Origin of the sequence: Nocardia uniformis NBRC 13702 (assembly GCF_001613345.1) — a bacterium.
Classification (GTDB): Bacteria; Actinomycetota; Actinomycetes; order Mycobacteriales; family Mycobacteriaceae; genus Nocardia; species Nocardia uniformis.
Genome location: NZ_BDCE01000047.1, coordinates 1 through 12,606 on the forward strand (window position 1 = coordinate 1; position 12,606 = coordinate 12,606).

The following is a 12,606-nucleotide window of genomic DNA, read 5'->3' on the forward strand; positions in this document are numbered from 1 at the left end:
GCGCCGATGGCCGTGCCGATGGTCCCTCCGGCCACGATCGGGATCGCGGCGACCGCCGGGATCGCGCCGACACCGCCGGTGGCCAGCGCCGCGCCGACACCGGCCGCACCGCCCGCGATGATCGCGCCACCGACCCCGACAGCGCCGCCGACGACCGCGCCGACGCCAGCGCCCACGACCACCCCTGCCGCGCCACCGACGACCGCAGCGGGAACCGCTGCCGCGACAGCGCCGATCACTGCTCCGGCCACCGTTCCCGCCGCCACGCGATCCGAGCGGTTCGCAGGGACGCCGACCGAATTCCAGACCTCAGCGATACGCGCTTCACCAAGTGCCGCACCAGAGTTGATCTGGTCGGCGAACTCCTGCGGCAGCCACTCCGGGCGGGCGGCCTCGAGGTCACCCATCCGCACGGTGTCGGGTGCCGGGCGGATCGGCAGCACCGGAGCCACCGGCTCTGGCGCGTGCAACTGCGACGGATCAATCGCCGGAGCGGGTCGCTGCGGGGTCGGCTCGGCGCGGGTCGTGTAGGGCTGTGCCGGGCTCGGCCCCTGCACACCCTCATCCACCGGCGGCACTGGCGCGGGAGAGGTCACCCCGGCTTGCCCCGCGCCGGGGGCGGTGGTGGTGACCCCGGCTTGGCCGCTCGGCACAGCAGCCGCCGGTGTCACCGCACCGCACAGGATCGCGGCGGTGACCGGCACCGCTGCCGCACTCATCAGCCACGCACGGCGACGGCGGGTGTTGATCGTTGTCTTCACGTTCTCGAATCCTTTGTGTCGAAACCCCTGGTATGCCAGGGGGATTGAGGTGGCAATTGCGTGCGAATTCATCGCGTCCGCGTCGCCGATGCCGTCGGCGGCGGCGACGCTGTGGTGGACGCCCCGCCCGGTATCGGCAGGTTTTCGAGTCCGCTCCTCCCCGAGGAATCCCAGGGGTATTGCGCGCCGCCGCTAGGGCGGGCGCTGCTCGTCGGCGCCACGCTCGACCGAGGTGTGGTGGTGGTGGTGGCGGTGCGGCTCTGTGGGCTGGGCTGGGCTTTTCCAGATGTGCTGGGCGGGGGAGCGCTCGCGGCATCGCGTGCGATGGCGGCGAACCAGTCCGCTACATAGCGGGTTGCTGATCGACCGTCGGAGCTGATCGGGTTCTGCCCGTAGGAGTTGTGCTTGGTGATCGCATCGGAGTACTTCGTCCACACCGCCGTATCGACCAAGTCGCGGTTGTCGCTGATATTGCTGGTCACGACCTGAAATGCACTTTTCACCAACCCGATAGCCGTTCGTGGAGGCATCAACTGCGGCAGCGCGCCCAGCAGCTTGACACCGAAAACGGCAAGTCCCGCAACGGGATTGGCAAGACCGGCCGTCGCCACAGCTGCGATCGTGTCCGGGGTCAGCAGCGTCTCCGCCACGGCAGCAACGGAATTGAACCCGATCGTGGCAATCTTCAGAACGGCCTGCACCACCTCGCCGGGGGCCAGTGCGGTTCGGGGGTCCGAGGCGTCTGCGATCCGCTGCGACAGGCTTACCCCTGGATTGATCGACAGGTTCGCCAGCGAATCACCGGCCACGTCCTCGTTCACCGCCGAGGTCGCCGTCTTGATCGTCGTGAACGCCAGGGCCTGGGTCACGCTCCACAGCGCCCGCAGGGGATCGCCGCCGCTGTCGGCTTGACCCGCGATATTGGCGACCGCTTCGAGGATCGGCGCGTGAGAAGGAGCGTCGCACGCCAAGTCTCCGGAGGCGCACACGCTCATCACCCGGCCGTCCAACGCGCCGAAATTTCCCGCTTGATCACGGTCGGGACCGATCCCGCCGCCCGAGGTCGGCGCTTGGGGCACCTCACTCAGCTCATGGACCGCTGCTCCGGAGGTTTCCGGAGCGGGGTCGGGGCTTTGCTGGCCGGCGCGGCCCGGGAACGTCGGCGACCCCGGCGCACGCACCGGATCTCCGAACAACGCGACCGCCGCCACCTGTGACGGCGCGATCGCTCCTGAGCCCGCACCGACCTGCTTGGCCCACATGCTCACTACGTGCGCGCCCTGGCTGTATCCCGCGACCGCGATCCGCGTGCCAGGGCACGCCGACACGATCTGGGTCGCCATCTTGTTCAGCGACTCGAGCCCACCCCGCACCGACCGCGCATAGGACGCGGTGTCCGGACTGGCCTTCCCGTCCAAGCCGCCGAACGACGCGTCGTAGGGCACGTAGGCGCGAGCCACATCCACCTGCGCGGCCTCGGCGTCGGCCGCGAACGGCACGAACACCTGTGACAACATCCCGGTATCGGTCGACACCGGAGCATCCGGCGAGGACTGCCCGGTGCCCTGCACCCCCAGCGCGTAGACCGCCGGGCATCCCTGCGCCGTCAGATTCCCGAACCCCTCCTCCGCTGACGCCACCGCGGCACTACTACCGAACGCCACGACCGACGCGACAGCTACCGCACTGCTGCACACGCGGTAGCTGGTTCGACTCCATCGCTCCCTCATCGGCGACTCCTCCTCACTGCAATCCGGCGACCAATTCCGGCCACGGATCGAACGGTAAAGAGGCCGAAGCAAACTCACAATGTGCAGTTATTGAGGCTGAATCGAATTAATAGCAAATATCGGGCAAGAGAAACTAGGACCAACTACGACCAACTACGACCAAGCTGGATTGAGTGAATTAGGTCATATTCGATGTCGGATCGTCGATACGCCGACGCAGGCCCGGCGGCCAACAAAATTAGCCCAACAGGGTCGGCTTTCCTGGGTTGACCGGCGCAAACCATCGCTCCCTGGGATTGCGTAGAGCTCCCCGCCTGGGTAGCACTGGATGTGCGAGCGTGGACTACCGGATCACCGTGAAGGATATATGTGACCTCGCAAATAATGTTTTCGCAAACCCCTAGTTATTTCCAATTTGAGCGCGTGTCTATCATTCGAGTCGTCAAATCATCGGCCTGCTCCAGGCCATGCCTTTCAGATGAGGAAATCGAAATCAGCCATGTCGCTCACCCGTAACTCGTTCTATGCCGCGATCATCGCGGCTCCCCTCGCCGCCGTCGTCGCGACCGCAGGCACCGCATCTGCCGCCCCGGTGCCGACCGTCGCGGAGCTGCCGAATCTCACCCAGGCCATCCCGGAACCCGTCGTCTCCGCGCTCACAGCCCTGCGAGTTCCCGCCACCCAAGACGTCACTTCGGCACCTCGTGACCTCCACGTCGTCAACCTCCGGGCCCCGGCCCCGGACTGGCTGCCCGATCCGGCCTACGACCAGATCAACCACGCCACTGAACAGGTTGATGCTCAGGTCATAGAACTCGGCGCGCAGGCCGGATTCGACCCGGAACGGTCCAAGCGCATCGCGACCGGTGCACTCATCGGCGGTGCCGTCGCCGGCACTGCGGGCGCGATCGTGGGCTTCTACGGCGGCTACCTCGTCGGTATGGTCCCAGGCATGGTGGCCGGTGCTGCTGTCGGCGCCGGGGTCGGCTTCGCGATTACCGCTGCCGGTGGCCCCGCCGCACCGGTGATGGGTCTGCCGGTTCCGCTCGCGACCGCCATGGTCGGTCTGAGTGTCGGTTCCGTGGCCGGTGGACTCGCCGGTGCCGCTGTCGGTGCTGCGGTCGTCGGCGTCTCCGCCGCCGCTGCGGGCGCTGTGGTCGGCGGAATCATCGCCGACCAGCTGCCGCCTCTGGCCTGACCTCACGTCCGCATCACTCCAGCGAAGCCGCCCGGGGCAGTACGAGTCTTTGGACTCATAGTGCCCCGGGCGGCTTTTCGGTTGTTGGGAGCGAAACCCTATGTGGGAGAAGGTCAACGGTCCCGGATCGCACGGAGCCTTGGCCTTTTCGGCTGCGCGCCAAGGACTTCCGACCCACTACGTTTTGTAGCGATCGGCACGTATGGTGCGGTCAGGAGCGCGTCCAGATCGTTTGTCGCACAGCGGTTCGATGACATGCCCAGGGAGATCAGGCTGGATCTCCTTAGTGGTGACCCGCAGATTGCCAACCACTCTCGTGGGCTCGGGCGTATCGTCTTTTCATGGGATTGTTCGACCGCCTGCTAGGCCGGGAGCTGACCGATTCTGAGCGTGGCACGGTCACTCGTTGGGCTCCAAAGCTGGGGTTCTCCGCCAGCGAGTTCGAGGCCCACGCTAAGACTGCCAAACGACATGGAGTTCCCCTTGAGCAGCTCATTCCTCAACTTCGGGCCTTCCAGCTAGAAGGCCAGGACCCTCGCGAAGTTGTCAAGATGCTGACAAATCCCGCAGTCGCCAATAGTCTCTTTCGAGATCTACCGCCCGGTCCGCGAAGTTCGTAGCGGTCACATGCGCGGCAGGGCGGTACCAGGTGTCTGACGCGGCCGTCCATCCCGGCATCACTAGGACTTCGGACTTACTTGTCTAGGGGTGCAGGCGCTCGTGTTGCCCCGCGTCCCTCGGGAAGGGCCCTCCCCGGCAGGGGGCGCTGCCCGGAAGTTCGTGGCCCGCGGGGCGCGCGAACTCGCTGCTATGACCAGTCGATCCGAGACTTGAACCAGGCCAGCGACGTCTGTGCCGCCCGCGCCTGATAGGCCCGCAATCCCGGCGAGCGCGGCGGCACCGGCAGGCGAGATTGTGCGGCCCAATGCCCGGCCAGCGCACACAGAGACGAATCCAGCGCCATCGGGTCGAGGTCCCGTGTCACCGGCTGCTCGGCCAAGATCGGATCGGGGTCGATCCCGGCCGCCGCGATAGCGGGGGCCAGAAAAGCCAGGTCTATCCACGCTGCCCCACGACACGGCCACGCCCAATCCACCACCATCGCCGACCCGTCGGCAGTGACCATCAGGTTGTCCGGGCGAAGGTCGGTGTGCAGCAACGTCTCCCCGTCCGCCCACTCCAGCCATCGCTCCTCCAGTGCCGCCAGCCGATCCAGATTCCGCATTGCCCACGGGTCGAGGTCCTGCGGTGCCCCCTGCTCGGCGAACACGCTCCAGCGCCGCAGCTGTGGCCCGTACACCTCGGCCACCCAGGGAGTTTCCGGCAGCGGGCTCGGCGTCAGCGCCTCGGCCATCCGATCCAACAGCCCCAGCACCGCATGCAGATCCTCCGGCCGATCCAGTTGGGGATGGCGGCCCGCGACGAACTCGAACACGACAACGAACCAGCTGTCACGCTCCACGGTGAACAACACCGCCGGTGTCGGCACAAGTTCCGAAAGCCCCTGCGCGGCAGCAGCTTCCGCGTGATATGGCCCTGCGAGAGCGTCATCGGCGCGTATCGCCTTCGCGAATGCGCGACTGCCGTCGGCGAGCACCAGTACAGCGGCCATCCCGTGGCTGAACCCACCACGCTGGTTGACCGCCGATACCACCGGCCCGCCCAGACCGTCGACTACTGCCTCCCGCACCGACTCCGGGAGTTCCCGCCATTCATCACGTTGAGCAACGCCCTCGAAGACGATCACCTGCACAGTCTGCGACTCCGCCCTACACACAGCAAACCAATAATGAACAGATCGCTCCTGTCGCCGACGCTGTTCCCTACGTTTCCGATCACAGTGCGGCGAGCCCGGCCAGCAGCTGGCCGCGTGGCCGCTCGTAGACGTGTACGCGATGCTGAAGTGGCGCGCCCTCAGTGACGGACGGACTGCCCGCTGGCGTGCGTGCGGGTGATGTGGCCCACGATCGAGCAAGCCTCGTTAGCACTGAAACGGCCTTAATCAGGGGTTATATCCTCAAGGTATGGTGGAGTCGACATCAATGAAACCGGTCGGTTCTACATTGCTGCTCTGCGGAGCTCGTGCACCGTCGGCATGTGGAAACTGACTTAGTACTGGAGATCATGTATGAACAGGCAGGTCAGGGCGGCGGTGGATGAGAGCCGGTTACAGGCCATCCTGGACGGGATTGCTCTGACGCCGCCATGGACTGTGGGTGAGTTCACGACGTATATGTCCGGACGGCTCGGCAAGCAGATCGTGCTGGACCCGTGGCGGGTGCATGTGCCCTCGGCGTCGCGATGCGGTGCGCTGTGGGTCACAGAGCAGGAACTCGTGGTGAAATACGACCCGGCGCGCTCGATTCGCGGGCAGCGCCAGGAGATCATGCATGAGATGGGTCACGTTCTTCTCGAGCATCGCGGGGACGACCACTTCGAAGTGACTGATTCGCTGCTGGCTGAAGGGCTGGACGTGCGACGAGTGCGTGAAATCATGCACCGCCGCCATTTCGACTCCATTGCGGAGCAGGAAGCCGAATGGCTAGGCACGCACTTGGCGGGCCTGAGTCGAGGCCGACCCGACGATCTCCACGGTGCAGGACACCGGGCGGCGTCGCTGATCGAACTCATGTGGCGATGAGCCCCAGTCCGATGCTCGTGGCCGAGGCTACCTCGGCCCTCAATGAACAGCTGGTTGCGGCTCTGCTGGCGTGGATCGGGTTCGTGTTGGTTCTCCGGACGAGCGTGCTGGTTCAACGGGTCCGCCTGGATTGGGCTGTCGCGCTGCTTGTCGCGTCCCTGTGGTTCACCGCTCTGCTTCGCGACCGCGCGGTGCAGCAGGTGCTGACCCGGTGGGTAGTGCTGGCCGATGTGCGGCTGGCCACTCACGCGGCGGCGCTGGTCGGTGCGGGCGCGATTTTGTGGATCGGTTTGCTGTGGCGTGCGCGTCGGCCGGTACGGGGCCGCGTCGTAGCGCTGATCTGGGTGGGTGTAGCGGTCCTGGTCGGTGCTCTGGCGTGGATTTCCGCCCCAGCGCGGGCAGCGAACGTGGCGATCGAGGAATTGCCGGGCTGGCGGCCAGGGGTCTACCTGACGGTCTACTCGCTGCCGACCGCGCTGGCCGAGATGCTGGTACTCATCACAGCGCTGGGCCTGGTGTGGCATTGGCAGCAGAGCTGGACTCGCGCGGTGTTCGGTGCGCTGGTCACGGTCGTCATCACGATGTCCCAGTTCGACGCCTGGACCCGGATCGTCTCGGGGTGGCTGATCACCTTCGATATGGATCAGCTGACTGCCCGTGCTGGCGGCAATGATCTGCTTTTACTAGTGCCGGTGGCGTTGTTGATGCTGCTGGCGGTGCCGTCCGTCGTCACCTCGCTGGCTATTCGGATGCGCAGAGACTCTGCGTCGCGCAACATTCGGGTGCTCGGGCCGATGTGGGAGGACATGATGGCCGCTCGCCCGGAGATGCGCCTGAATGTCCGAGCCCGGACCACGTTGCCGCAGGTCACCGAGCATCGGATGCGAGTGGAGATCGAGGACACGATGATCTCCGCCGCACCGCATCTGACCGATCTCGATCCGTCCCCCACCCCGCCGCAGGTGTGCCGCGCCTTACGCGCGGCGCTCACACCTGCCGTCACCGAGCGAGGCGACCACGCCGCAGCCGCACCCCCGTGGATAGGAGATGAGGGGTTTGTGCTGGAAATCGCCCGTGAGTGGACTCGCAGCCGTTTCGATCCAGCTCAGGTGACCGAAGAAGCCGATTCGACCTTCCGAAAGGTAGCCGCCGCATGACGACACCGACGAAAACCGCTGTGACACAGAGTATTCCTCATCCCCCGAACCGGGTTCCGGTGTTGGGAGATGTATTGGGCATGGACCGCAAACGCCCGAATCAGAAGACTTTGTGGCAGTTTTCGCAGTTGGGGCCGCTGTACCGCCGGACGTTTCTCGGCGGGGTGCATCTGACGTTCGCGGGTTCGGCGGAGCTGATGCGCGAGGTCATCGACGAGAAGACCTGGCAACGTCATTTCGCGAGGCCGTACGAGAAGTTGGTCCCCATCGGCAGAAATGGCCTGTTCACCGCTGCCAACGATTCAGAGGAGTGGAAGCGCGGGCACGAGGTCCTGATTCAGGGGTTCGTGCCCGCAGCGATGGCGGACTACCACGACACGATGCTGAACGTGGTCGAACTGACCTCGCAGTGGCTCGGGGACGTCCGGACCGTCACCGACACCACCGCCATGATGGGAGATACCGCCCTCGAGGTGATCGGCCGGGCCGGATTCGGATACAGCGTCGGGGCGTTCGACACCGAAGCGACGGACCGGGCTGCGTTCGCCGCCGCGCTGACCAGAGTGTTCGCCTACGCGCAGGAGTCCGCGATTCCAGTGGTGGGCAAGCTGGTCGGCGGCAAGCGGGCCCGCCAGCACGCCGCGGACATCGAAATCATGAAGTCGACGGTGTTCGAAGTGATCGAAACCCGGCGGCGCACCGGACAGCGGTACCCGGATCTGCTGGACCGGATGATGCATCCGGCGGACGGGCCGGCGCTGCCGGACGACGATCTAGTGGATCAGGTGCTTACACTGTTCGTCGCCGGCCACGAGACCACGGGCAATCTGCTCGCGTTCGCTACACACTTCCTGGCTCGAAATCCGGAGCTGGCCGCGCGGGTACGCGCTGAGGCCGCCGCCGTGAGCACCGATGGGCGGATCGCCTACGAGGATGTCGCCAAACTCGAGATCACCGATGCGGTCATCTCCGAAACTCTGCGACTATGGCCCACCGCGCCAGGATTTTTCCGTGCGGCCCGAGAAGACACCACGCTCGGCGGCTACCCCATCGCAGCCGGAGAATGGGTGTTCATACTGCTGCTGGCGGTCCAGCGCGACCCCGCAGTGTGGGGGCCTGACGCCGAGGAGTTCCGGCCGGACCGATGGCTCACCGACGGGTTCCGGCCCAAGCCGTGGCAGTTCCGGCCATTCGGTACCGGCCCACGCTCGTGCATCGGTCAGGCGTTCGCACTGCACGAGGCCAAGCTGATCATCGCCTCGCTGGTGCGCGACTACGAGCTCGACAGCACAGGCGAGCTCGATGTCGAGGAGAATCTGACGTTGCGGCCGTCCAACCTCGAAGTCACCTTCCGACGCATCGGGTGAGGACCCTTGGCTGGTAAGGGGCTGATTTACCGGGTGCGGACAGGGAGCGCGCGCAGGTCGGCGATCAGCTCCCTCAGTTTGTCCCGGGTCATCGCGCGTGCCGCGACGTGCTGAACCCCGCGATCACGTGCCAGCGTCCACAGCTGTAGGCGCAGGTCGATATCGACATCCTCATCGCCCTCGGGCAGCAGGTAGCCCTTATCTGTGACCCCGCACAGCGCGCACAGTTCGGCAGCCACATCGCGAGGAATCAGGGTCACCGACCCATCGCGCAGGCCCGCGATGTCCGCGGGCTCGACCGGGCGGCCGAGTCGGCGGGTGAGTTCGGCGGCGATCTGTGTGTCATCGAGCGCCGGTTCGTCCCAGCGGTGCGCGAACGCGATCATGCGCTCGATCTTCTCGGCCAACGGCATACGGTTCCTCATTCGGTGATCCTGCCCGGCACGGAGAACATCTGCTGTACACGCGCCCACCGCTGCACGAATCGTTCTTCCTGGTCAGCGGGCACCGACTCCGGGAGTCGACCCAACAGCCAGCGCAGATACAGCAACTCGTCCGCATCCTGGACCGTGGGTGCCTGGGGAGTCCTGCGCATGTAATGACCAAGCAACATCTCGATCGTCGCCGAACTCAGCGTGCCCTCGAACTTCTGCCGCTCGATATCGGCGATCGTCCACGCCCGCAGAATTCGATCCGCAACGGTGTCCATGTTGGACACGATCCCGGCCAACCGCTCGTCACCGCCGACTGCATCGGCGACCGTCTCAGCCAACTTGACAGTGCTCTGGATCAGCTCAGGCGGAAACGGGATATACAGCACACTCGGTGCTGTGGCCGGGGACTTGCTTGCCTCCACCGGAGGCCGACGCCATACAAATGCGGCCTCGGCAGATCCCTCTTTCCATTGCATAGCTCTGTCCAGCCTGGACAGAGTGTCCTTGCGGATCTGTCCGGCCTGGCCATTTTCGATCTTGCTGAGCGTAAGCGGGTTCAGCCCGACAGACGCGTGAACTGCCTGCTTGGACAGCTTCAGCTCTTCGCGACGCGCATGCGTCACCTGACCTAAGTACTCAGGGTGCTGTGTAGTCATCGCCTCAACTCTAAGTAGAGCCCTCCTCACTTGCCAACACTATATACCCGCTGTCTTCCTCAGCAACTAACGAGTGTTACTAACGATACTAAGCATAGTAACTGTTGAAAATTAGCGCGTAACTAGGTACAGTCGGCGGCTGTAGCTACCAAACCGTTACACCCGCAGGTGACGACCACCTCATGAAGACGTGGCGGGCTTGCTCTTGGTTGCTATGCGACGACCCTCCCCGGGCTGCAATTGTCCTGCTCGATCAACCAGAAATATGCGCAACGCACAAGGAAGACGTCATGCAACGTATCGACGAAGAGTGGCTGACCAGCCAGGAGCTGGCGGATCGCCTCAAGGTCAAGGTCTGCACGCTCGACAAATGGGCCTACACCGGCACCGGCCCTAATTTCATCAAGGCCGGACGATGCCGCCGCTACCCCCTCAGCCACATCGTCGAGTGGGAACAAGAACTCCTCAAACAAGGAATGCTCCGGCGGCAAATCGCCATAGCTATTCAGCACCAGGCCGCGTGATCCGCGCATAACGTTCCCTGTCGCGTGGAGGTTGAGCAACGAGCTTCGCGGTTCGTTCCATTTCAATCCATCGTCCAGTCGAACAAACATGATCCCGGTCCGAACAAATTTCATTCGGCCACGAATCCAGGAAACAGTAGATGCAACACTATGCAGCAGCAGTGAGAGACGAAACATCCCAGTCGGAGATCGAAGCCGAACCGGCTGATTGTTGGACCGCTCAGGCCAACCAATTCCAGGCCAGTAAATGGTAACGCCGGACAACGAGGGGGTGGTTCGGCTAGTGAATATCAATGGCCTACTGACGCGAGAGCAGGCTGCCAATTACCTACAGGTGCCTGGTAAGACGCTTGCACGGTGGGCAACCGAGAGGGTCGGGCCACGGTATTTGAAGGTCGGAAAACATGCTCGGTATCGATTGGCGGACCTGGACGCATGGCTGGATGAAAACTATGCCGATGAGGAGGATGCTGCGTAATTTCATCTGGATAAATCGACCCTCTCACGTCTGCCGGACTTGTGGGGGTCGACATCTATTTGGACGTGATCGGCGTCACCGGAATCTATTGATCATGGACCCACTCGAACTGATATTGTCGAATCGGCCGTTCGGCCAACATAGATAGGACCATCTTTGTCGAATCCCTCTCTGGAACCGGGAGCAACCGGCCGACTCCAGATCACACAGTTGGCCGATGGGAGTTACCAAGCTCGTCTGTGGTGCCGTAATACCTTGGGTAATTACTACAAGCCCAAACGGAAGGCTAAGACCGAACGCGAGGCCGAGAGGCTCGTACGCAAGGCCGCATCCGACTGGATGGGCACGAAGCGCGGCAGCGCCACCGTCAAACCGACCACTCGACTATCCAAGCTCGCCGATATTTGGCTGGCGGAGGAAAGGCTACGGGGCAAGCTCGCCAAGAGCAGCCTCGATCTGTACGAAACCGAGCTCAATGTCTCCGAGGACAAGCGATACCGATCGGACGCAATCAAGATCAAGCCGACCATCGGCAAACTCACCATCCGGGAAGCGGATACCGCCCGCATGAACGAGTACATGGTCAAGCTGATGGAGGCCGGGCACACCTCGAAGGCGGCACGGCACTGGGCGATCCTGTCGGGCATGTTCAACGTGGCCCGTCGCCACAGCGTGATCGACCACAACCCGATGGACGGCACCTTGAAGCCCGACCGCAACACCGACGAGCCCAAGGCGATCGAACACGAGGTGTTCGATGCATTCATGGCTCAAGTCCGCGACTGGTGTGCTGGCAAGGACATTCCAGGCACGCCCGGGTGGAGTTCGGGTCCGAAGCGTGACGAACGGATCTACTGGATCGTGCAGCTCTTCATGGACACCGGCGTCCGTCCGGGTGAGCTGTTGGGCTTCCGGAAGCAGGATGCCGAGTTGGAGGCCGACGTGCCCGGAATCTGGGTGCGCGGGAAGCTCGAAGATATGGGCAAGGGAGTCGGGTGGCGCTGGCAAGCGGGTACGAAGACCGGCCCGAAGGGTGTACGACGCCTGGCTGTGTCCGATAAAGGGGTAGAGGCCATCCGGAAACTCCTCGCCTACGGCATCGACTCCGACGACAACCTGATCATTCCCTCGCCGCGCGGCAAGGGGTGGAACCCGAGCAACTTCCGTGGGACATGGCGCGACGTCCGAGGAACGAGCTTCACCGACATCACTCCGACTCAGATCAGGCACCGTGTCGGCACCGACGTTCGCAAGGAGGCTGGCATCGGTGCCGCAGCCGCTCAGCTCGGCAACTCGGAAGTCGTGGCGAACAAGCACTACGCGGCGCGTGATCGTGAGGTGGATAACAGGGACGCGCTGAAGCGGAAGAGCGCGTAGCTACCCGTTGCGACCTGTTGTTTTGCGTTCATGCTGGACCCATGATGGACCTTTTGGCCCAGCAAACGGAAAATGCCCCCGACCTTGCGGAGTTATTTCCGCTGGTCAGGGGCATTTCCTGAGTGCGCCATCAGGGACTTGAACCCCGAACCCGCTGATTAAGAGTCAGCTGCTCTGCCAATTGAGCTAATGGCGCATGTCCCGGTCCGTTCCGGCTCTGCCGGAGCTCCTCGGTGCGGAAGAAACATTAACAGGCCAGCCCCGCAAAAGTGAAATCGCCATG

The 12,606-nt window shown here is 64.0% G+C and carries 12 protein-coding genes and 1 tRNA gene; 7 read left to right on the top strand and 6 right to left on the bottom strand.

Annotated elements, in window-relative coordinates:
• Both NU1_RS15860 and NU1_RS15865 read right to left on the bottom strand, forming a co-directional pair.
• Positions 1-761 (bottom strand): hypothetical protein (locus NU1_RS15860; protein WP_157552364.1); only part of this gene is annotated, 761 nt, incomplete at its 3' end.
• A gap of 68 nt (positions 762-829) precedes the next feature.
• On the bottom strand, positions 830-2,491 hold the full coding sequence (locus NU1_RS15865; protein WP_084521471.1) for a cutinase family protein: 1,662 nt from the start codon (positions 2,489-2,491) through the stop codon (positions 830-832).
• A gap of 499 nt (positions 2,492-2,990) precedes the next feature.
• Here NU1_RS15865 and NU1_RS15870 point away from each other — a divergent pair, with 499 nt between their 5' ends.
• Positions 2,991-3,689 carry a hypothetical protein gene (locus NU1_RS15870; protein WP_067522164.1) on the top strand — a complete coding sequence of 233 codons (699 nt, stop codon included), beginning with the start codon at positions 2,991-2,993 and terminating at the stop codon, positions 3,687-3,689.
• A gap of 808 nt (positions 3,690-4,497) precedes the next feature.
• Here the strand turns inward: NU1_RS15870 and NU1_RS15875 are convergent.
• Positions 4,498-5,436 carry a phosphotransferase gene (locus NU1_RS15875; protein WP_157552366.1) on the bottom strand — a complete coding sequence of 313 codons (939 nt, stop codon included), beginning with the start codon at positions 5,434-5,436 and terminating at the stop codon, positions 4,498-4,500.
• A 381-nt stretch (positions 5,437-5,817) separates the two neighbouring features.
• Here NU1_RS15875 and NU1_RS15880 point away from each other — a divergent pair, with 381 nt between their 5' ends.
• Genes NU1_RS15880 through NU1_RS15890 form a run of 3 tightly spaced genes read left to right on the top strand, consistent with a single transcriptional unit; the run spans position 5,818 to position 8,854 of the window.
• The gene (locus NU1_RS15880) at positions 5,818-6,330 is read left to right on the top strand and encodes a hypothetical protein (protein ID WP_067522165.1); all 513 of its coding nucleotides are present in this window, start codon (positions 5,818-5,820) and stop codon (positions 6,328-6,330) included.
• Positions 6,327-7,487 (top strand): DUF6545 domain-containing protein, encoded by a 1,161-nt coding sequence (locus NU1_RS15885; protein WP_157552368.1) that lies wholly within the window; start codon positions 6,327-6,329, stop codon positions 7,485-7,487. Before NU1_RS15880 ends, NU1_RS15885 begins: the two co-directional genes overlap by 4 nt.
• Positions 7,484-8,854, top strand: coding sequence for a cytochrome P450 (locus tag NU1_RS15890; RefSeq protein ID WP_067522169.1), 1,371 nt, complete (start codon positions 7,484-7,486; stop codon positions 8,852-8,854). Before NU1_RS15885 ends, NU1_RS15890 begins: the two co-directional genes overlap by 4 nt.
• Before the next feature lie 26 nt (positions 8,855-8,880).
• On the opposite strand, the gene NU1_RS15895 is transcribed toward NU1_RS15890, so the two are convergent.
• Together NU1_RS15895 and NU1_RS15900 are read right to left on the bottom strand one after the other, a co-directional pair.
• Positions 8,881-9,279 (bottom strand): hypothetical protein, encoded by a 399-nt coding sequence (locus tag NU1_RS15895; RefSeq protein ID WP_067522171.1) that lies wholly within the window; start codon positions 9,277-9,279, stop codon positions 8,881-8,883.
• Positions 9,276-9,944 carry a helix-turn-helix domain-containing protein gene (locus NU1_RS15900; protein ID WP_067522173.1) on the bottom strand — a complete coding sequence of 223 codons (669 nt, stop codon included), beginning with the start codon at positions 9,942-9,944 and terminating at the stop codon, positions 9,276-9,278. The genes NU1_RS15895 and NU1_RS15900 overlap by 4 nt, the downstream gene beginning before the upstream one ends.
• Positions 9,945-10,234: 290 nt before the next feature.
• On the opposite strand from NU1_RS15900, the gene NU1_RS15905 reads away from it, so the two are divergent.
• From NU1_RS15905 to NU1_RS15910, 3 genes are all read left to right on the top strand, one after another.
• Complete coding sequence (locus NU1_RS15905; RefSeq protein WP_067522175.1) at positions 10,235-10,468, top strand: helix-turn-helix domain-containing protein; 234 nt, start codon at positions 10,235-10,237, stop codon at positions 10,466-10,468.
• 247 nt (positions 10,469-10,715) lie between these two features.
• Positions 10,716-10,946 (top strand): helix-turn-helix transcriptional regulator, encoded by a 231-nt coding sequence (locus NU1_RS40350; protein WP_084521474.1) that lies wholly within the window; start codon positions 10,716-10,718, stop codon positions 10,944-10,946.
• A gap of 255 nt (positions 10,947-11,201) precedes the next feature.
• On the top strand, positions 11,202-12,323 hold the full coding sequence (locus NU1_RS15910; protein ID WP_157552370.1) for a tyrosine-type recombinase/integrase: 1,122 nt from the start codon (positions 11,202-11,204) through the stop codon (positions 12,321-12,323).
• A gap of 123 nt (positions 12,324-12,446) precedes the next feature.
• Here NU1_RS15910 and NU1_RS15915 read toward each other — a convergent pair.
• Positions 12,447-12,519 (bottom strand) — tRNA-Lys (locus NU1_RS15915).
• Positions 12,520-12,606: the final 87 nt, after the last annotated feature.

Coding starts and splice junctions, on each gene's coding strand:
- NU1_RS15865 (WP_084521471.1), bottom strand. CDS start 2,491: ATGAGGGAGCGATGGAGTCGAACCAGCTACCGCGTGTGCAGCAGTGCG.
- NU1_RS15870 (WP_067522164.1), top strand. CDS start 2,991: ATGTCGCTCACCCGTAACTCGTTCTATGCCGCGATCATCGCGGCTCCC.
- NU1_RS15880 (WP_067522165.1), top strand. CDS start 5,818: ATGAACAGGCAGGTCAGGGCGGCGGTGGATGAGAGCCGGTTACAGGCC.
- NU1_RS15885 (WP_157552368.1), top strand. CDS start 6,327: ATGAGCCCCAGTCCGATGCTCGTGGCCGAGGCTACCTCGGCCCTCAAT.
- NU1_RS15890 (WP_067522169.1), top strand. CDS start 7,484: ATGACGACACCGACGAAAACCGCTGTGACACAGAGTATTCCTCATCCC.
- NU1_RS15895 (WP_067522171.1), bottom strand. CDS start 9,279: ATGAGGAACCGTATGCCGTTGGCCGAGAAGATCGAGCGCATGATCGCG.
- NU1_RS15900 (WP_067522173.1), bottom strand. CDS start 9,944: ATGACTACACAGCACCCTGAGTACTTAGGTCAGGTGACGCATGCGCGT.
- NU1_RS15905 (WP_067522175.1), top strand. CDS start 10,235: ATGCAACGTATCGACGAAGAGTGGCTGACCAGCCAGGAGCTGGCGGAT.
- NU1_RS40350 (WP_084521474.1), top strand. CDS start 10,716: ATGGTAACGCCGGACAACGAGGGGGTGGTTCGGCTAGTGAATATCAAT.